Origin of the sequence: Streptomyces sp. NPDC006261 (assembly GCF_040613515.1) — a bacterium.
Classification (GTDB): Bacteria; Actinomycetota; Actinomycetes; order Streptomycetales; family Streptomycetaceae; genus Streptomyces.
Window position 1 is genome coordinate 28,408 of the sequence record NZ_JBEXSI010000034.1, and the last position, 19,279, is coordinate 47,686.

Genomic DNA, 19,279 nt, shown 5'->3' on the forward strand with positions numbered 1-19,279 from the left:
CGCTGCTTGCCGTCGGACGGGGCGCGGAGGCGGACCTGACGGACTCTGGCCCTGGGGCTCGAATGTTCGGTTCGGCCGCACCTAGCATCACGGCGCACCCCGGGCGATGGGAAGCAGATTGCGCCGGCCTCGCCCCGCGCGATCCATTTCCTGTTCGTCCGGCGTCAAGCGTCCGACGTCAAGAGTCCGCGTCATCCAGTTATGCGATACGGAGATTCATCATGCGACTTGCGCGAGTGATGGCCGACATAATGGAGCAGTATGCCGAGCGCCCCGCCCTCGGGGAACGTGTGAGAACACTCGTCCGGGAACCCGGCACGGGCCGCGCCCGTATCGGTCTGGTGCCGCAGTACGAGATGACCACCTACGGCGAACTCTGGCAGCGGGTCCGCTCGGTGGCGAGTGCGTGGCACCACGGCGGCGATGACGCGGTGCGGGCCGGGGACCGGGTGGCGATCCTCGGTTTCGCCAGCGTCGACTACACGACGGTCGACCTGGCCTGTGCCCATCTCGGCGCGGTCAGCGTCCCCCTGCAGACCAGCTCCGCGGTGTCACAGCTGAACACCATCGTCGAGGAGACCGAGCCGGTCACCGTCGCGACCAGCGTCGAGCGCCTGGACACCGCGGTCGAACTGGCCCTGGCGAACCCGTCGGTGCGGCGCCTGGTGCTGTTCGACTTCGAACCGGCAGTGGACGAACAGTCCGAGCGCTTCACCGCCGCTCGGGCCCGCCTGGCGGAGCACGGGCGTGAGCTGGGCATCGACGTGCTGGAGGACGTACGCGCACGAGGGGCCGCGCTCCCCGAGGCGCCGCTGTTCGACGTCGAGGGTGACGAGGACCCGCTCGCCATGCTCATCTACACCTCGGGCAGCACCGGAACCCCCAAGGGGGCCATGTACACCGAGCGGCTGGCCCGCGCCATGTGGGGCGGCGCCTGGTCGCAGCTGTTCTCGGACGAGCACGCGGTGAACCTCCATTACATGCCGATGAGCCACGTCGCCGGGCATTCCTCGCTGAAGAACACACTGGCCCGCGGCGGCACCACGTACTTCACGGCGAACAGCGATCTGTCGTCCTTCCTGGAGGACATGGCACTGGCGCGGCCGACGGAAATGTCCCTGGTCCCCCGTGTGTGCGAAATGCTCTTCCAGAAGTACCAGAGCGAACTCGACCGCCGATCGGCCCGGGGCGGCGACGGAGATCAGGAAAGGATCGAGGCCGAGGTCAGGAAGGACATCCGCGAGAACGTCCTCGGCGGCCGTGTGGGGTGGGCCAGTTGCGGATCGGCTCCGCTCTCCGCCGAACTGAAGGAATTCACCGAGTCCCTGCTGGGGATCGATGTGCACATCATCTACGGCTCCACGGAGGCCGCCGCGGTTTCGGTGGACGGAAGGCTCCTGAAGCCCCCGGTCGTCGACCACAAACTCATCGACGTACCGGAACTCGGCTATTACAGGACCGATTCACCGCATCCCCGGGGCGAACTTCTGCTCAAGACCGAGGCGATGGTGCCCGGCTATTACCGCAGGCCCGACCTCGACGCCGAGATCTTCGACGAGGAGGGCTACTACCGGACGGGCGACATCGTCGCGGAGATCGAGCCGGGCCGGCATGTCGTCGTGGACCGGCGCAAGAACGTACTCAAGCTGTCCCAGGGCGAGTTCGTCGCCACCTCCCGCCTGGAGGCGGTCTTCGCCGTCAGCCCGCTGGTCCGGCAGATGTTCGTGTACGGGAACAGCGAGCGGTCCTACCTGCTCTCGGTGGTCGTCCCGACCGCGGACGCCCTTGAGCAGTGCGGCGACGACGAGACGACGCTCAGGAAGCTCCTCGGGGAGTCGTTCCAGGAGATCGCGAAGGAGGTCGGGCTGAACTCCTACGAGATACCGCGTGACTTCCTGATCGAGACCGAGCCGTTCAGCCAGAGCAACGGCCTGCTCTCCGACCACCGCAAGCTCCTGCGCCCCCAGCTCCTGGCGAAGTACCGCCCGGCCCTGGAGGAGACGTACTCCGCCATCGCCTCCAGGGAGAAGGAGGAGCTGCGCGAGGTGCGGCGCGGGGGCAAAGACCGGCCGGCTCTGGAGACGGTGCAGCGGGCGGCCCGGGCGCTGATGTCCACCGCGACCTCCGCGATCGGTCCAGGCACGCGCTTCCGGGAGATCGGCGGAGACTCCATGTCCGCGGTCACCTTCTCCGATCTCCTCCTGGACATCTTCGGCATCCGTGTCCCCGTGGACTTGATCATCAGCCGCGGCACCGACCTGGGGCGGATCGCCGGCCATGTCGAGGAGAGGCTCGCGGCGGGGCCACGGCGGGTGAGCTTCGAGTCGGTCCACACGGAGGGCAGCTCCCGCGTCCACGCCAAGGACCTCACCCTCGACAAGTTCATCGACGAGCGGACGCGTACCGGGGCCCTGTCCCTGCCCCGGACCTTCGAGGATCCGCACACCGTGCTGCTCACGGGGGCCAGTGGCTATCTCGGCCGGTTCCTCTGCCTGGAGTGGCTGCGGCGGCTCGCCCCGGTGGGCGGCAAGCTGATCTGCGTGGTGCGCGGGACGGACGACGCCGCGGCCCTGGCACGGCTCGTGGAAGCGTTCGGCGACGGGGACGGCGAACCCGCCCGCACCTTCCAGGACCTGGCCCGCAACCACCTGGAGGTACTGGCGGGTGACATGGCGGAGCCCCGGCTGGGCTTGGGCGAGCAGGTGTGGGAGCGGCTGTCCGGCGAGGTGGACCGGATCGTTCACGCCGGTGCCCTGGTGAACCACGTGCTGCCCTACAACCACCTGTTCGACGCCAACGTGGTGGGCACCGCCGAGCTGATCCGCCTGGGGCTCACGGGCCGGCTCAAGCCCTTCACGTACATCTCGAGCGTGGCGGTCGCGGCGTCCCTGCCCGGCGGCCGGGCCCTCGACGAGGATCGCGACGTCCGTCTCGCCCTCCCCGACCAGCCGGTCGACGACGGCTACGCCAGTGGCTACGCGACCAGCAAGTGGGCCGGTGAGGTGCTGCTGCGGGAGGCGCACGACCTGCACGGCCTCCCGGTCACGACGTTCCGGTCGAACATGATCCTGGCGCACAGCGACTACGCGGGACAGCTGAACATCCCCGACATGTTCACGCGGCTGCTGCTCAGCCTCATCGTCACGGGCATCGCCCCGCGCTCCTTCTACGAGAGCGACGGCACGGGCCGCCCCCCGCGCGCCCACTACGACGGCCTTCCGGTCGACTTCACCGCCGAGGCCGTGGTGACGCTGGGGGGTGAGGCACGGGCGGGGTACCGGACGTACAGTCTGGTCAACCCCCACGACGACGGCATCTCGCTCGACACCTTCGTCGACTGGCTGAACGAGGCCGGCCACCGCATCGACCGCGTCGAGGACTACGACGACTGGCTCGCGAGGTTCGAGAGGGCCCTGCGCGCGGCGCCCGAGGCACAGCGGAAGCACTCCATCCTCCCGCTGCTCGACGCGCACCGGACTCCGGAGGGCGTCGTGACCGGATCGGCCATTCCCTCCGCCCGCTTCCAGGCCGCCGTCGAGGACGCGCGCCTGGGGCGGACAGGCGCCATTCCGCAGCTGTCGCCCGCCTTCATCAAGAAGTACGCGGACGACTTGGCGTACCTGATCGCTCCGTGACCGAGGGGCCGGTGCGCGCACCCTCGCGGCGGGTGGGCGCACCACCCGGCGGGTCCGGGACGAGGCGCGGCGGGGCGAGAGCCGTCCCGGGGAGCCGCCCCGGACTGGGGCCCCGTCACAGCCCCCGCGTCAACCGGTGCAGTCGCAGCGCCAGTTGGATCTCCAGCGCGCGCGGCGGGTCGTTCCAGTCCGGGCCGAGGAGGCGGCCGATGCGTTCCAGGCGCTGCACCACCGTGTTCACGTGGACGTGGAGCTGGGTCCTGGTGCGGGTGAGGCTCGCTCCCTGGGCGAAGTACGCGTCCAGGGTGGTGACCAGGTCGGTCCCGCGCGCCGTGTCGTAGTCGAGGGCGGGGCCCAGGGTCCTCGTGACGTACCCGCCGAGGTCGGCCTGGTCGCCCAGGAGTACGCCGATGAACCCGAGGTCCGCCGTGGCCCCGCCGCTCCCCGTGTGGCCGAGCATGCGCAGGGCGGAGAGGCAGCGGTCCGCCTCGCTGTGGGCGCCGGGCAGTTCGGCCGGGCCTGTGGCGGGGCCCGCCGCGCCGACGGTGACGGGGCAGTCGGCCGCCTGGCCCAGTTCGGCGGCGAGTGCCTGGGCTTCGGGGCCCGGGGCGTCGGAGGGGGCCACCAGGACGACGTGATCGTGGTGGAGACCGGCGAGGCCGTTGCGGGTCTGGGCGCTGCGGGCGGCCGCGGCGAGCAGGCGGTGGCGCGGAGCCGCGTCGCTGTGGGCCACGAACACGCTGTGCAGGCGGCCCAGGTCGACGCCGAGGCGGCGGGCCCTGGCCGTCAGGGTGCCCGGGTCGCCGGTGCGGGAGAGCAGGTCGCCGAGCAGCTCTCCCCGTACCCGGTCCTCCGTCTCGGCGACCGAGCGGCGCAGCAGCATGAGGAGCGCGGTCACCACGCTGGCCCGCTCGAAGAGCAACCGGTCGGCGTCCGCGAGGCCCGCCCGGCCGGTCAGCGCGATGGAACCGAGGAGTTCGGGCCCGGCGAGGACCGCGCAGACCCAGGTGCCGTCCCGGGGGACGGCCCGGCCCCGGGCCCGGGAGGCGGCGACCTCGGGGGCGGGCGGGGGCTGCGGTGCGGTGCGGGCGCGGGCGAGTTCGGCGCCGTCCGCGTCATGGATGAGGATGCCGCCGTCCAGGATGTCGGCGAGGGCGGCGGCCACGTCGTCGGCGCCGCCACCGCGCAGAACGAGGTCGGTGAGCTGGTCGTGGGCCTCCTCGGCGCGGCGCATCGCCTCGCTGTGCGTGCGGATGGTCTCGGAGGCGGCGTTGAGGTCGACGAGCGCGGCCCGGGTCTCCTCCAGCAGCCGGGCCCCGTCGATGGCGATGGCCGCGTGGTCGGCCAGTGAGGAGAGCAGCGCGACCTCCCCTGCGGTGAACTCGCAGGGTGCGCGGTCGGCGGCGTACAGGACGCCGATGACGCGGCTGCCCAGCCGCAGCGGTACGCCGAGGATCGCGCGCAGTCCCTCGTCCAGGACGGCGCTGTCGATGGTGGTGGTGTGGTGGAAGCGGGTGTCGGCGCCGTAGTCGCCGGTCGCGTACGGGCGGGCCGTCTGGGCGACGAGTCCGCCCAGCCCCTCGCCCATGCCGAGCCGTACGTTCTGGAACGCCTCGGCGACCGACCCGTCGGTGACCCGCATGTAGGTGTCGCCCGCCGCGTCGTCGTTGAGCGAGAGGTAGGTGACGTCGGTGCCGAGCAGCAGTTTGGCCCGGTGGACGATGGCCCGCAGGACGGCGTCCAGGTCGCGCAGCGCCGCGAGGTCGCTGGCCGTGTCGAAGAGGGCGGTGAGCTGGGCCTCGCGGACCCGGTGCTGGCTGAGGGTGCGCCGGATGCGCAGCGCCACGGTGGTGGCCTCGGCGATCTGGGCCAGTTCGGCGGCGGGGGCGCCCGCTTGCCGGGCGGTGGCGGCGGGCCGGTCGAACTCCTCGGCCGCCGCGCCCTGGGCCAGCAGGTCGAGAAGGTGGCGCAGGGCGGCGGCGGAGTGCTGGGGGCCGGGGGGTGTCACGCCGGTGAGCATACGGTGATCGCCTCCCAGGGGGCCGGACGGGCAAGGGGCCCTCGCCCGCGCCACGTGGAGCGGCGCGGGCAAGGGCGCGGGTCAGCCGCCCAGGCTGACCGAGTCCTTGCGGGTGGCGGCGGTCGGGGCGGCCGGTACCGAGTCCTCCAGGCCGTCCTCGGCCAGGTCGCGGCCCCGGGTCTCCTTCGCGATCCAGACGGTCACGGCGGTGACCAGCGCGGCGAAGCAGAGGTAGAGGGAGATCGGGACGGACGAGCGGTAGTCCTTGAGCAGCTCGACCGCGATCAGCGGGGCGAGCGCGCCGCCGATGATCGAGGCGAGCTGGGAGCCCATCGAGGCGCCGGAGTAGCGGACCTTCGTGTCGAACATCTCGGAGATGAAGGCCGCCTGCGGCCCGTACATCGCCCCGTGCAGCAGCAGGCCGACGGTGACCGAGAGGACGATCACCGGGAACGACCTGGTGTCCAGGAGCGTGAAGAAGCCGAAGGCCCAGACGGCCATGCCGAGGGCGCCGATCAGGGTGACCGGGCGGCGGCCGAGCCGGTCCGAGAGGGCGCCCCACAGCGGGATGGTGACGAAGTGGACCGCCGAGCCGATCAGTACGGCGTTCAGGGCGTCGCTCTTGGACATCTCCAGGTGCACGGTCACGTAGACGAGGAGGAACGCGGTGAGGATGTAGTACGAGATGTTCTCGCCGAAGCGGGTGCCGATGGCGAGGAGCACCTCGCGCCAGCTCTTGCGGAACACCGCGACGACGGGCGCCTGCTCCTTGACGCCCGCGGCGGCCCGCTCCTGCGCCTTCTTCTGCGCCTCCAGGAAGACGGGGGACTCCTCGACGGAGATCCGGATCCACAGGCCGAGCATCACGAGGACGCCGGAGAGCAGGAACGGGATGCGCCAGCCCCAGGCGAGGAAGGCCTCGTCGGACTGGACGGCGGCGAGCAGCGCCAGGACACCGGTCGCGAGCAGGTTGCCGCCGGGAGCCCCGGCCTGCGGCCATGAGGCCCAGAACCCGCGCCGCTCGTCGCCGCCGTGTTCGGAGACGAGGAGCACGGCCCCACCCCACTCGCCGCCGAGCGCGAAGCCCTGGACCAGGCGCAGGACCGTCAGCAGGATCGGGGCCCAGACGCCGATGCTGGCGTGGGTGGGCAGCAGGCCCATGGCGAAGGTGGCGCCGCCCATCAGGAGCAGGCTGATCACCAGGAGCTTCTTGCGGCCGATCTTGTCGCCGTAGTGGCCGAAGACGACGCCGCCGAGCGGACGGGCGGCGAAGCCGACCGCGTACGTCAGGAAGGCCAGCAGGGTGCCGACGAGCGGGTCGCTGCTGGGGAAGAAGAGCGTGTTGAAGACGAGCGCGGCGGCCGAGCCGTAGAGGAAGAAGTCGTACCACTCGATGGTGGTGCCGACGAGGCTGGCCGCGACGATCCGGCCGATGCGGCTCTTGCCGGACGGGACGGAGCTGGGGGAACCCATGGTGAGTCACCGCGTTTCGTTGGCGGGTCGGTCAGGGACGGGGGTGCGCGAGCGGGTGGTGCGGGGTCGTGCAGGTGATGTGGCTGGTGCGGGGGGGTGCAGTGGTGCGCCCGGCTTCGGTGGGGGCCTGAGACGGGTGGGCCGGAGGCGAGGGCCGGGGTCAGCGGGCGCCCCAGCCTCCGTCGACGGGGAGGGAGGCGCCGGTGATGTACGAGGTGTGGGGGCCGCAGAGCCAGACGCAGACGGCGGCGACCTCCTCGGGCTCGATCAGCCGCTTGATGGCCGACCGGTCCAGCATGACGTCGGCCACGACCTCGTCCCGGGGGATGCCGTGGGCGGCGGCCTGGGCCGCGATCTGGCCCTCGACGAGCGGTGTCCGTACGTAACCCGGGTCGACGCAGTTGCTGGTCACCCCGTGCGGGGCTCCCTCCAGGGCGGCCACCTTGCTCAGCCCCTCCAGGCCGTGCTTGGCGGCGACGTAGGCGGACTTGAAGGGGCTGGCCCGCAGGCCGTGCATGCTGGAGACGTTGACCAGCCGGCCCCAGCCCCCGGCGTACATGTGTGGGAGGCAGTGCCGCATCAGGAGGAACGGGGCGGTCAGCATCACCTTCTGGATCAGCTCGAACCGGTCGGGCGGGAAGTCCTCGATGGGTGCCACGTGCTGCAGCCCGGCGTTGTTGACCAGGATGTCCACGGCCCTCGGCAGAGCATCGATCGCCCGGGCGTCGGCGAGGTCCACGACATGGGCCTCCCCACCGGTCGCGGCGGCGACGGTCTTGGCGGCGTCGGCGTCGCGGTCGGCGACGTGCACGAGGGCCCCGGCCCCGGCGAGCGCCTCGGCGGTGGCCCGTCCGATGCCGCTGCCGCCACCGGTGACCAGGGCGGTGCGTCCGCTGAGGTCCACGGCACCGGGGGCCTGCGCCGGGGAACCGGACGCTGCGTGAAACTGGCTCGTCATGGCCGGAAACGCTAGAGATACCCGACCGGACATCCCATGGCACCGACCACCACAGTGGAGACGACCGGTGTGGTGGCCGTCACCACTGTCCAGCCGTTCGGCGGACGGCTGCGCACAAGACCAGGAACGGCGGACGGTGTACGGCGATGGCGTCCGCTCACCCATCCCGCCGGTCCGGGTGGGTGCGGGCCGTGCGGGGGAGCGGGCCCTACTTGCGCCCGCGCCCCCGCTCCTTCGCCAGCCACGGCCCGAACTCGCTCTCCAGCACCAGCCGACCCAGCTTGCGGTACTCCTGGAGAACCGCTGTGACGAGCTGGTCCATGGTCAGCGGGGCCCGCGACTCCGCGGCGAGGTAGGCGGCGGTCACCGCGCAGGCCCGGATGGAGCCGCCCGCCAGCTCGAAACGGGCCGCGCAGAACTCCAGGTCCAGCGCCGCCTCTCGTGGGATCGCCGTGCCCAGGCAGCGGTCCCAGAGGGCGAGGCGCTGCTCGGCGTCCGGCATCGGGAATTCGGCGATCACGTCCAGGCGGCGGGTGAACGCCTCGTCCAGGTTGGCCCGGAGATTGGTGGTGAGCACGGCGATCCCGTCGAAGGACTCCATGCGCTGGAGGAGGTACGCCGACTCCACGTTGGCGTGCTTGTCGTGGGCGTCCTTGACCTGCGACCGCTTCCCGAAGATCGCGTCGGCCTCGTCGAAGAGCAGGATCCCGTTGACGTCGGAGGCCTCGACGAAGATCCGCTCCAGGTTCTTCTCGGTCTCGCCGATGTACTTGTCCACCACGGTGGACAGGTCGACGACGTAGAGCTCCATGCCCAGTTCGCGGGCGACCACCTCGGCCGACATGGTCTTTCCGGTGCCGGACTCGCCCGCGAACAGCGCGATGACGCCGCGCCCCCGGCCGCCGCCCGGCCGCATCCCCCAGTCACCCAGCACCTGTTCGCGGTGGCGGGCGCGGAGGGCGAGTTCGGTGAGCTGGGTACGGGTGCCCGGCGGCAGGACCAGGTCGTCCCAGCCGACGGCGGGTTCGATGCGGCGGGCGAGCCGTTCGAGGCCGGCGCCGTTCTGGGCGCGGACCGCCGTGCGCAGGTCGTCCGGGTGGACCGGGCGCTGCTCGAGTACGGCAAGGCGGGAGGCGACGGTGGCCGCTTTCCTCAGCTGGTCGGAGTCGAGGCGGTAGGAGGCGGTGGCCTCGATCAGGCGGTCGTCGGCCGGCGCCTGCGCGTCCGGCAGCCCCACCGACCGGGCCGCATCCGCGAGCGCCTGCCGCCACCGGCGTGCCACGCCCTCCGGGCCCGGGGGCAGGACCGCGACCGGGACCGGGCTGTCCCGGGTCCACAGCGGGTCCCAGTTCTTCTTCCCGTACGCGATCAGCGGCGTGCCGCTCACCGCCGTACAGAGGGAGGCCAGCAGGCGGGCCCCCTCCGGGCGTTCGGGGGCGAGCGCTTCGAGCGGGCCGAGCACGACTCCGCCGTGGGCGAGGCGGGCCTCGGCCGCCAGGGTCCGTACCAGCCCGGCCGCCCGGTCACCGGCCGCCGCGAGCGCCGCGATGTCCACCACGAGAGGGCGGCGGCCGGCGGCGGTGAGCGCGTCGACGGCCAGCCCCGATGGGTCGCCGCCCCGGTCGAGCAGGTGCACCAGGCCGCTGCCCGTGGCGAGCGCGGCCGCGATGCGGTGGGCCGCCGGCCGGTCGTCCGGGGTGCCGTCGGGGGCGGGCACCCGGACGAGGCCGAGCAGCCTCCCGTCCGGTTCGTCGTCGCCGAGAAGGTGGGCGGTGACCCGGTCGGGCACCCTCAGAGTCCGCGAGAGCAGGGGGCGTTCGGGTTCGCCGATCTCCAGGAGCCCGCCCGCGACGAGCGGGGCGGACGGCCGGAACCGGAAGCGGCCGGAGCCGGCTGCGGGGAGCCCGCAGAGTTCCAGCGCCAGGCCGATGGAGGGGCGGCGGCGGGTCAGGTCGTCGTTGAGGTAGCCGTAGAGGCGCTCGAACCGGGCGTCGACGTCCGGGGCCATCGCGACCAGCAGCAGTTCGACGTCGAGGGGAACCAGGCCGAAGCTTTCGGCCAGCCGGTGGAGCCGGGAGCCGGACTCCGCACCGTACGCCGGTTGCTCCGGTCCGTACGAGGATACGGGCGCGAACGCGTTGCGCGACTCCAGGATGCGTTCGACGGCGTCCGGGGTGAGGTACTGCCCCCGGTAGGGATCGTCCGGCTCCGGGTCGGTGGCGCGGCGGGCCGCCACCGCGTGCCGGACCCGCTCCTCGACGCGGCCCAGCCGCTCCCACAGCACCTCGACGTCCGTCGTCGCCGGGGGGCCGGCCGCCCCCTGGACCGGCGCGGTCCGCGTCACCGTCATCGTGCCGCGCTCCCCCGCTTGCGCCGGCCGGGCGGCAGTTGCCGCTCCCGTTCGGCGGCGAAGCCCTCCGCGGCCAGGCCGCCCGCTCCCTCGTACCGCAGGCGGCGGCCCGGGTCGTCGGCCGCCGTGCCGTCCACGGCGGGGGCGGCCTTCATCACGAGGCCCTCGGTGACCGGCGGGCCCGCGGGGGCCCGTTCGCCGGCGAGCGGGGCGAGGACGCGCAGGTCGATCGCGGCCTTCAGTTCGCCGCCGAGCGCGGACCACACGTCGGAGGCCGACGGGCCGTCGGTGCGCGGCCCCGCCGCCTCCAGCTCCACGGTGAGGCCGAGCTCGGCGAGGCTGCCGGTGAGCGTCCGGGCGGGCAGCACGTCGTGACGCATCAGGCAGCGCAACACCTCCGATAGCAGGCGGTGTTCGTCCTGCGGGCGGTTGGTCCAGGCGGTGACCAGGTAGGTCAGCTCGAACCAGCGCGGCGGGGTCCGCCAGCCGGTGATCACGCCGTTCTCGTCGTGCTCCTCGGCCGCGCCGGTCCGCCGCCTGCCCGCGTCCTCGCGGATGCCGTGCAGGAAGACGCTGATCGTGGGGGCGTTGCGCCGGGCCGACCAGTCCTTCGTCGGCGCGTCGAAGACCAGGTCGACCCCGCTCTCCTGGAGTCCGGCGTCGACCAGCAGCAGCCGTAGCCCTTCGTCCACTTCGTGGATCATCGGCGGATCACCTCGTCGGGCGGGGTGATGGTTCCGAGTACCACGAGGAAGTCCGTCGTGACCGGGCTGAAGCCGGGGCCCTCGGCCGTGATGACGCGCGGCCCGGTCTGGTCCTTGGCCAGGATGAGCAGCTGGGCGATGAACGTGCCGTCCTGGTTCGGCAGGGTCGGCGCGGCGGCGGCCGTGATGCCGGGCTTCCAGCTGAGCTTCACGGGCGCGCCGGGCGGAAAGTCCTTGCCGCGTACGGAGGTGACGAAGCCGGGCTTGCCGATGGCGGGCACCGCGATGATGCGGGGCTGGAGGATGCGCAGCGGGATGCGGGAGACGTTGTCGCCCCGGTTCGCGTCCGTGCCGGTGGTGGTGAGCGTCGCGGTGATGGTCGTGCGCAGCGCGCGGTCCGGGGAGAGGACGACGCGTACGACGGTGGAGGCGCCGGGTGCCAGGTCGGGCAGCGTGCACCGTCCGGCCGCGCAGCCTGCCGGGAGGGGGCCGGACGGGATGTTCCCGGGCAGGCCGAGCTGGAGCCGCAGTCCGGTGGCGGGGGCGTTCCGGCCGTTGCGCACGGTGTACGTGACGACGACCTTGCCGCCGACGTAGCCGGGGCTGGGCTGGGCCCGCACCACGACGCCGGGACCGGCCAGGGGCGCGGGCGGCAGGGGGGCCGGGGGCCGTACGGCGGGCGGGGGCGGTACGGGCGCGGTGGTCGCGGGTGTCGGGGTGGGGGTGGGAGGCGTCGGGGTGGGAGGCGTGGGGCTGGGGGTCGGCGGGGTGGGTGACGGGGTCGGCGGGGGCACGTCCTGGACGGGTACGAGGGTGCCCGTGGCGTTGTCCGTCGGGTTCGGGTCGAGCACGGCGCCGGTGACGGACCAGCCGACCGGCTGATCGCCCCGCACCACGCCGGTCAGCCGGGCGGTGATCTCCACGCTCGCGCCGGGCGGGACGACGCCGAGGTCGCACTGGGGCGATGCGGCTCCGCACGTACCGGCGTCGGTGGTCAGCTCCTCCAGCCGTACGCCGGGCGGGGGATCGGCCGTGAACGTGGTGCCGGGCGAGGGCGAGGGGCCGTGGTTGACCACGGTGACCCTCACGTCGACCGAGGAACCGACCTCCACGGCGGGACCGGTGGGCGGGGCCGTCACGGCGAGGTCGACCGACTGCTGGTAGCTCGGCTCCTTCTGCCGCCCGGCGTGCGCGTTGTCCAGGGGCGTCAGCTCACCGGAGGCGAGGTCGAGTACGGAGAGCTGTTCCATCGAGTTGACGGCCTGCTCCCGGCGGGAGGTCAGCACGATCCGGCCGCCGCCCGGCGACCAGGCCACGTCACGGGGCTGGAAGGGGCCGGTCCCGGTGGTGTCGGGGATCTCCTGGTCGCAGCCGTCGGGGTTGTCCCGCTCGGAGGAGGGCAGCACGACCCGGCAGCCGCCGCCGCGCAGGGGCTTGATGAGGACGCCCGCCCGCTCGTTGATCCGGCCGCCGCCGTCCTTGCGGTTGAAGGCCACCCGCGTACCGTCCGGGGAGAACGCCGGGCTGTCGTCGATGACTTCGCAGTCGCCGGGGCAGATGGTGGCGCTGAGGTCCCGCTGCTGGTCGAGCCGGCTCACCGGCACGACCCAGATGTGCTTGTTGCCGCCGTGGCCGTTGATCGTGTGGTTGCGGGTGAAGGCGAGGTTGACGCCGTCGGAGGACCAGGTGGGCTGGGCGTCGCCGCCCTGCTGCTGGCCTTCGGGCGGGCGGACCTCGTCCAGGACCGCGCCGGTGGCCACGTCGGCGATGAGGATGCGGCCCGGGCCCGCCGCCTCGCCGACACCGCCGGGCGAGGTGCGGGTGAACGCCAGCTTGGTGCCGTCGGGCGAGAAGGTGGGGTCGGTGTCCCAGTCGCCTGCACCGCGCCCGGCGAGCGGCAGGACGGCGCCGTTGCTGCCGTCGGCGTCGACCATCCAGATGCGCTGGATCCGGGCGTCGGGCGGGCCCTCGAAGCGGGTCACGACGATGCGCCGGCCGTCGGGCGTGTAGTTCTGCCGCTCGGTCCACGGGTCGTACCCGGCCGCCGGGTCGAAGAGCGGGTCGATCGCCGGGTCGGTGTTGGTGCGGGCCGCCGGGTCCTCGCCGAGGATGGTGAACCCGAGGTCGCGGGGGTCGGAGCCGTCCTGCCGTACGTCCTGGAGCGTCACGACGTGCGCCGCCGACGAGCTGATCCGGGAGACGATGACGTCGCCGGAGCCGCTGTCGCCGCCGGTCCAGGTCGGGGACGCGACGTCCCGGTCCTCGGAGACCAGCTGGTCCGGCGTCTGCTCGGAGAAGGCGGGACCCCGGTAGACGTGGTCGAAGTCGTCGCAGCCGCAGACGTGGAAAGGGCTGAGGAAGAGGACGTCGTCGCCGTTCGGCAACCAGCTGACCGAGTGGCTGCCCCACTCGGCGTGGCCGCCGGCCAGCAGCGGCCGGTCGGTGCCGACGCCCTCGGTGACCCGCAGCCGGTAGCCCTTCTCCGGGTCGGGGTCGGTGATGTGGGTGTACGCGACCCGGCTGCGGTGGGTGGCGTCGCCCACCGGGTTCCAGGACGGGTCCTTCGCGTCGCCGGGCGGGCCGTCGCTGATCCGGGTCCGCTCGCCGCCCGCGAGAGCCTGTTCGAATATCTGCCAGCCCCGTGAGGTGTCGCCGTCGCAGGCGTACGCGATCCGGGTGCCGTCCGGGGAGAAGGTCGGGGACTCCTCGTTGTCGGGGGTGTCCGACAGCCGCCGCAGCCCGGAACCGTCGACGCCGACCGACCACAGGTCGCGCTGGACACTCCCGTCGGGGCCGGGCTCGGCCGAGTCGAAGACGACGGTCCGCCCGTCCGGGGAGAGTTCCGGGTTCGCCGCGTCCCGGTCGGTGGTGAGCCCGCGTACGGTCCCGTCCGCGTCGCGCACGTACACCTGGGGCCGCGCGCTGTCGCGGAGGCTGGTGAAGACGAGCACCCCGCCGCGGGCGGAGGGGTCCTGGTCGTAGTGGGTCGGGCGGCTGTCCCCGAAGAGGGCGTCGGTGGTCTTCTCGCCGTTGGCCCGTCCCAGGCTGCGGTGCTCCGTACCGGCGAAGGCGATCCGCCCGGCCTCCGCCGGGTCCGCCTCGGCCGCCGCGGCGACCGCGTCGGTCGCCCCGTGCGGGGTGGCGGCCGAACCGACCACCAGCAGCGGCGCCAGCAGCACCACGGCGCCCATCAGTCGGCTCCACCGGGAATGCTTCGCCGGGCCAGCAGTGCCGGTCACGGCCCACCTCACAGTCTGTTGATGACGCTCCACCGTCGAGCATCGCGCTCGCGCGGGGCAGGAAGACAGGCCCCGAGTACCCGGACCGGGGGAAGGAGCCGCTGCCCTTTGCGGCGCGCCCCTCCCCGCCCCCCGGTCCGAGATCGCCCGGCAACTCCCCCCCGCGACGACGGCGCGTACGGGTCGATGCCGTGAACGGTCAGGTCGGATCAGCCAGGTCCGGCCGGTCCGGTCAGATCAGTCCGTGCCGCATCGCGTAACCCACCGCATGGGCTCGGTTGCGCAGATCGAGCCGGGTCGCGACCTCGTGCAGCACGTTCTTGACGGTGCGTTCGGAGTACGAGGTCTTCTGCGCGATCTCCGATGTGTCGAAGCCCTCCGACACCAGCCGGATCATCTCCGCCTCCCGCGCCGTGAGGGTGGAGAGGGTGAGCCCGCGGGGGTCCAGGACCGTCCGCTGGAGGCTGCTCACATGGTCCAGGAGCTTGCCGAGCAGGTCGCCCGGGAGGACGCCCTCGCCGTTGGCCATCGCCTTGACCAGGTGGACCAGCCGGTCCTGGTCGGCCTCGCCGCGCCGCAGCACGGCGGCGACCCCGCACTCGATCATCGTCTGGAGCGCGCCCGACTCGAAGAAGCCGACGACCAGCCCGGTGCGGGTGGAGGTGTTGCGCTGGAGGCGGTGCAGCAGCTGGACGGTGGCATCGTCCACCATGTCCACCACCACCAGGGAGACCTGGGCGCGGTCCGCCTCGGCCTCCGGTATCAGTTCTATCTCCGGCCGGGACCGCAACTGGTGGACCATGCCGGTCTGGAGGATCAGGTCCTCCGCGTACACCGCCACGGTGACCCTGCCGCCGGCCCCAGCCCCGGGAACGGTCCGGGCGGCCCGTCGGTCCGCGTCGGATCTGCGGTACTGCCCGCGCTCCGTCGTTCTGCTCTTCGTGTCTGCCGTTGTCATCGTTCCGCGCCGTCTTTCTGAGGTACTGCCGGCCGATATGCACGTCTCCGCTTCCGAACGCACCGGTCTTCGGCAGGGGGCACGTGCCCTGGGCGGGGTCGCGGCACCACCGGACCGGTGTGCTTTCGGGGCATCCCCCCTGCCCGCTCGTTGCCCTCGCGACCCTGCTGCGCAGCCGCCGGGGCGGCTTACCGTCGCAGGGTGACCACATCTGCCGAACTCGAAATGCCCACGGTGACGGTGTCGCCCGGCGGTACCGCGACGACGACCCTGACCGTGCGCAACGACGGTGACATCGTCGAGGCCTACACGCTCGGAGTCGTCGGCGACTGCGCCCCGTGGAGCACCGTCGAGCCGGCCCGCGTGTCGCTCTACCCGGGCACCTCCGAGACGGTGACCCTCACCTTCGCTCCTCCTCGCTCCCACGAGGTCAGGGCGGGCGAGACCCCGCTGGCCGTCCGCGTACTGCCGGCGGAGCACCCGGAGTCGGTGGTGGTGCCCGAGGGCACGGTCACCGTCGAGCCCTTCCACGAGCTGCGCACCGAGCTGGAGCCGCGCCGCCGCCGGGGCTGGCTGGGCGCCCGTTTCCGTACCGCCGTGCAGAACAGGGGGAACACCCCGGTCGACGTCGCCTTCACCGGCAGGCAGGCCGGGGAGGAGCTGCGGCTGGGCTTCACTCCGGGTCAGAAGCGGCTGGAGCCGGGCGAGTCGGCCGAGATACGGCTCAAGGTCCGTGCTGGCAGGCTGATCTGGTTCGGCGAGCCGGTCACCTGGCCGTTCGAGGTGGAGGCCGCCGAGGCCGTGGCGGCCGTCGAGACCGCCGGGGCGGAGACCGGGAGCACGGAGCCCGTCCGGACGGAGCCCGCCCCGTCCGATCTCCCGCCTCCGGAGCCGGTCCCCGGCGAGTTCCTCCAGCTGCCCGTCCTGCCCAAGTGGCTGCTGATCGTGCTGGCCGCGCTGCTGGCACTGCTGCTCGCCTGGTTCGCGCTGGTCCGGCCGGCGGTGCAGAGCACCGCGAAGCAGGCGGTGACCGAGGCCGCGGAGGAAGAGGCCGCCCGCGGCGGACAGCAGCAGGGTGCGCCAGCGCCGGGCGGCCCGGACGTCCCGGGCGGAAGCCAGGGCCAGGGCACCGGTCCGGACGCGCCGGGTACACCCGGGGGTAACGGCGGTTCCGGTACGGGACCGGGGGCAGGCGCCGGACCGGGCGGCACGGGTGCCGGGGGCACCGAGCAGAGCTCCGCGACGATCGACGTGGAGACCGGGGCCGGGGTCGAAGGAGTGGGAACGTACAAGGTTCCGGCGGGCAAGGTCTTCGGCATCACGGACATCGTGGTGGCGAACTTCCAGGGCGACGAGGGAGTGCTGACCATCTCCTTCGGAGAGCGGAAGATCACCACCATCGCGCTGGAAACCTTCCGCAATCAGGACTATCACTGGGTCACCCCCATTCAGGTTCCGGAGAACGCCACGGTCACCGCTGCCGTCACCTGTGCCAAGCCCGGCACTCCGGCGACCGGAACGCAGGCTTCGGGCTGCCACCAGGTGGTTAACGTCAGCGGTGTACTCAGCGATCTCGCGCGGTAGAACTGCAGCGGAAACAGCAGCGCCGGGGGCCGCGCTCCGCGTATCAGTGACGACAACAGCAGAAACCCGGCCCGGGAGGAAACCCGGCGTGCCGAGCGATGGCGGATTCATCCTCCTGAATACGCCATAGGTACATACCAACTCGGTCATCCCCGACGCGGACGACCTGAGAAGAATATCCGGTTCCGGCGGGCCGGAGCACGAACGGACCTGATCAGAGACGTTTCTGACGACCCGACGGGGGACGCGGGGCGCCCGATCGGAACGCTCGGGCGCCCGTTTCCATCGACGGAAGCCAGCCGGACGACCACACCTTCTTGGCGCATTCTGGCCGAATCCCGTCGCTCCCTGACGATTCCCGGGGAGCCCCGTACGGTTTTTCGGCATGGCACGTTCACCGAGAAAAAGAGATACCGAACACATCCCCACCACCGGCCGCCACCCGTAAGTCCGGCAGAACTCCGGACCGACGGCCGGAGCAGTCCGGTAGAGGCACGGGAGAGGTACGGGAGAGGTACGGGAGAAGCACGGGAGAAGCACGGCAGCGGAAACATTTTCGTGACCCCCTGTTCTCCTCCCCTTCACCTCGGCCCCCGGAATGCGCCCTGCCCCGCGCGAAAAGGGCGAGCGCGGCGGCCGGCCCGCCGAGGGCAGCATTCACCTCCGCGCGGGTGACCGGGAAGGCAGCGTCATTGCCCCGCGCCCAGGACTCCGAGGCCTACTCCCCGCCACCGCCGCCGGGCAAGACTGATCGGTGAACGAGTGACCACCCCGAAGGAGCGAGCATGCCGTCGTACCTCACCCCCGGTGTATACGTGGAGGAGGTGCAGTCCGGAGCACGGCCCATCGAGGGAGTCGGCACCGCGGTCGCAGCCTTCGTCGGCTTCGCCGAGACGGGCCCCTTCCACCAGCCCACGCTGGTGACCAACTGGGACCAGTACGTCCAGACGTTCGGCACCTTCACCGCCGACACCTACCTCACCCACGCCGTCTACGGCTTCTTCGCCAACGGCGGCGGTGCGGCCTACATCGTGCGCATCGGCGGCCCCGCGCAGGGCGCGCCCGGCTCCGCGGCCACCGGCGCCGTCGCCCAGGCCCCGGCGCCCGCCGCCCTCGGCGGCTTCCTGGTCGCCGCCAAGTCCGGCACGGGCGACGGCCTCTCCGTCGAGATCGCCGACCCCGAGGGCGAGAACCCTCCGGAGGACCGCTTCAAGCTGCTGGTCCGCCAGGCCGGCAAGGTCGTGGAGACGTACGACGTCTCCACCCGCAAGAACGTCAAGGGCTACCTGGTCACCCAGGCCCGCGAATCCAAGCTGATCCAGGTCACCGAGCAGCCCGGCACGGCCCAGAGCCGCCCCGAGAAGCAGACCGTCGCTCTCGCCCCCGCCACCGGCGCCCCCGGTTCCGGCGTCGCGCGCCTCGACGCGTCCGAGTACGTCGGTGACGCCGCCGCCCGCACGGGGTTCTCCGGTCTCGAGTCGATCGACGAGATCACCATGGTCGCGGTCCCGGACCTCATGAGCGCCTACCAGCGCGGCGACATCGACGCCGAGGCCGTCAAGGCCGTCCAGCTCGCGGTCATCTCGCACTGCGAGCAGATGGGCGACCGGGTCGCCGTCCTGGACACGCCGCCCAGCCTGAACGCCCAGCAGGTCCGCACCTGGCGCAACGACGAAGCCGGTTACGACTCGCGCTACGCCACCCTCTACTACCCCTGGGTCAAGGTTTTCGACCCGGCCGGCGGCCGCAACTCCCTGGTCCCGCCGAGCGGTCACGTGGCCGGTGTCTGGGCGCGCAGCGACGGCGAGCGCGGAGTGCACAAGGCGCCCGCCAACGAGGTCATCCGCGGTGCGGTGGACCTGGAGATCCGGCTCAGCAAGGGCGAGCAGGACCTGCTGAACCCGATCGGCGTCAACTGCGTCCGCGCCTTCCCCGGCCGCGGCATCCGCATCTGGGGCGCCCGCACCCTCTCCTCCGACCCGGCCTGGCGCTACCTCAACGTGCGCCGGCTCTTCAACTACCTGGAGGAGTCCATCCTCCTGGGCACCCAGTGGGTGGTCTTCGAGCCGAACGACGACCGCCTCTGGTCGAGCATCCGGCGCAACGTCACCGCCTTCCTCACCGAGGAGTGGCGACGCGGTGCGCTGTTCGGCCGCACGGCCGAGGAGGCGTTCTACGTCCGGTGCGACCGGAGCAACAACCCGCAGGAGTCGATCGACCTCGGTCAGGTCGTCTGCGAGATCGGCGTCGCCCCGGTGAAGCCCGCGGAGTTCGTGGTCTTCCGCCTGGCGCAGTTCTCGGACAGCACCAGCCTCATCGACGAGTGACCGTCTCGGTCCCGTCCCACCACTTCGATCG

Annotated in this window: 10 protein-coding genes; 3 read left to right on the top strand and 7 right to left on the bottom strand. The window is 72.4% G+C overall.

Going from position 1 to position 19,279, the window contains the following annotated elements:
• The first annotated feature begins 62 nt into the window (after nt 1-62).
• Entirely contained in the window at nt 63-3,635 is a 3,573-nt protein-coding gene (gene car, locus ABZ154_RS22380; RefSeq protein ID WP_356835211.1) for a carboxylic acid reductase, read from the top strand.
• Between the two features lie 115 nt (nt 3,636-3,750).
• Here car and ABZ154_RS22385 read toward each other — a convergent pair whose 3' ends face one another.
• The 7 genes from ABZ154_RS22385 to ABZ154_RS22415 all read right to left on the bottom strand — a co-directional run bounded on the left by ABZ154_RS22385 (nt 3,751) and on the right by ABZ154_RS22415 (nt 15,337).
• Nucleotides 3,751-5,655: a GAF domain-containing protein gene (locus tag ABZ154_RS22385; RefSeq protein WP_356835213.1), complete on the bottom strand. Its 1,905-nt coding sequence runs from the start codon at nt 5,653-5,655 to the stop codon at nt 3,751-3,753.
• Nucleotides 5,656-5,736: 81 nt separating this feature from the next.
• The gene (locus ABZ154_RS22390) at nt 5,737-7,128 is read right to left on the bottom strand and encodes an MFS transporter (protein WP_356835215.1); all 1,392 of its coding nucleotides are present in this window, start codon (nt 7,126-7,128) and stop codon (nt 5,737-5,739) included.
• 160 nt (nt 7,129-7,288) lie between these two features.
• Nucleotides 7,289-8,086, bottom strand: a complete 798-nt coding sequence (locus ABZ154_RS22395; RefSeq protein ID WP_356835216.1) for a 3-hydroxybutyrate dehydrogenase — start codon at nt 8,084-8,086, stop codon at nt 7,289-7,291.
• A 208-nt stretch (nt 8,087-8,294) separates the two neighbouring features.
• Nucleotides 8,295-10,436, bottom strand: coding sequence for an ATP-binding protein (locus tag ABZ154_RS22400; protein WP_356835218.1), 2,142 nt, complete (start codon nt 10,434-10,436; stop codon nt 8,295-8,297).
• On the bottom strand, nt 10,433-11,140 hold the full coding sequence (locus ABZ154_RS22405; RefSeq protein ID WP_356835220.1) for a DUF4255 domain-containing protein: 708 nt from the start codon (nt 11,138-11,140) through the stop codon (nt 10,433-10,435). Before ABZ154_RS22405 ends, ABZ154_RS22400 begins: the two co-directional genes overlap by 4 nt.
• The gene (locus tag ABZ154_RS22410) at nt 11,137-14,331 is read right to left on the bottom strand and encodes a hypothetical protein (protein WP_356835222.1); all 3,195 of its coding nucleotides are present in this window, start codon (nt 14,329-14,331) and stop codon (nt 11,137-11,139) included. The genes ABZ154_RS22405 and ABZ154_RS22410 overlap by 4 nt, the downstream gene beginning before the upstream one ends.
• A gap of 280 nt (nt 14,332-14,611) precedes the next feature.
• The gene (locus ABZ154_RS22415; RefSeq protein ID WP_356835224.1) at nt 14,612-15,337 is read right to left on the bottom strand and encodes a LuxR C-terminal-related transcriptional regulator; all 726 of its coding nucleotides are present in this window, start codon (nt 15,335-15,337) and stop codon (nt 14,612-14,614) included.
• Nucleotides 15,338-15,562: 225 nt separating this feature from the next.
• Between ABZ154_RS22415 and ABZ154_RS22420 the strand changes: the two genes are divergently transcribed.
• Together ABZ154_RS22420 and ABZ154_RS22425 are read left to right on the top strand one after the other, a co-directional pair.
• Complete coding sequence (locus ABZ154_RS22420; protein WP_356835276.1) at nt 15,563-16,921, top strand: hydrolytic protein; 1,359 nt, start codon at nt 15,563-15,565, stop codon at nt 16,919-16,921.
• Nucleotides 16,922-17,706: 785 nt separating this feature from the next.
• On the top strand, nt 17,707-19,248 hold the full coding sequence (locus tag ABZ154_RS22425; protein WP_356835225.1) for a phage tail sheath family protein: 1,542 nt from the start codon (nt 17,707-17,709) through the stop codon (nt 19,246-19,248).
• Nucleotides 19,249-19,279 lie beyond the last annotated feature (31 nt).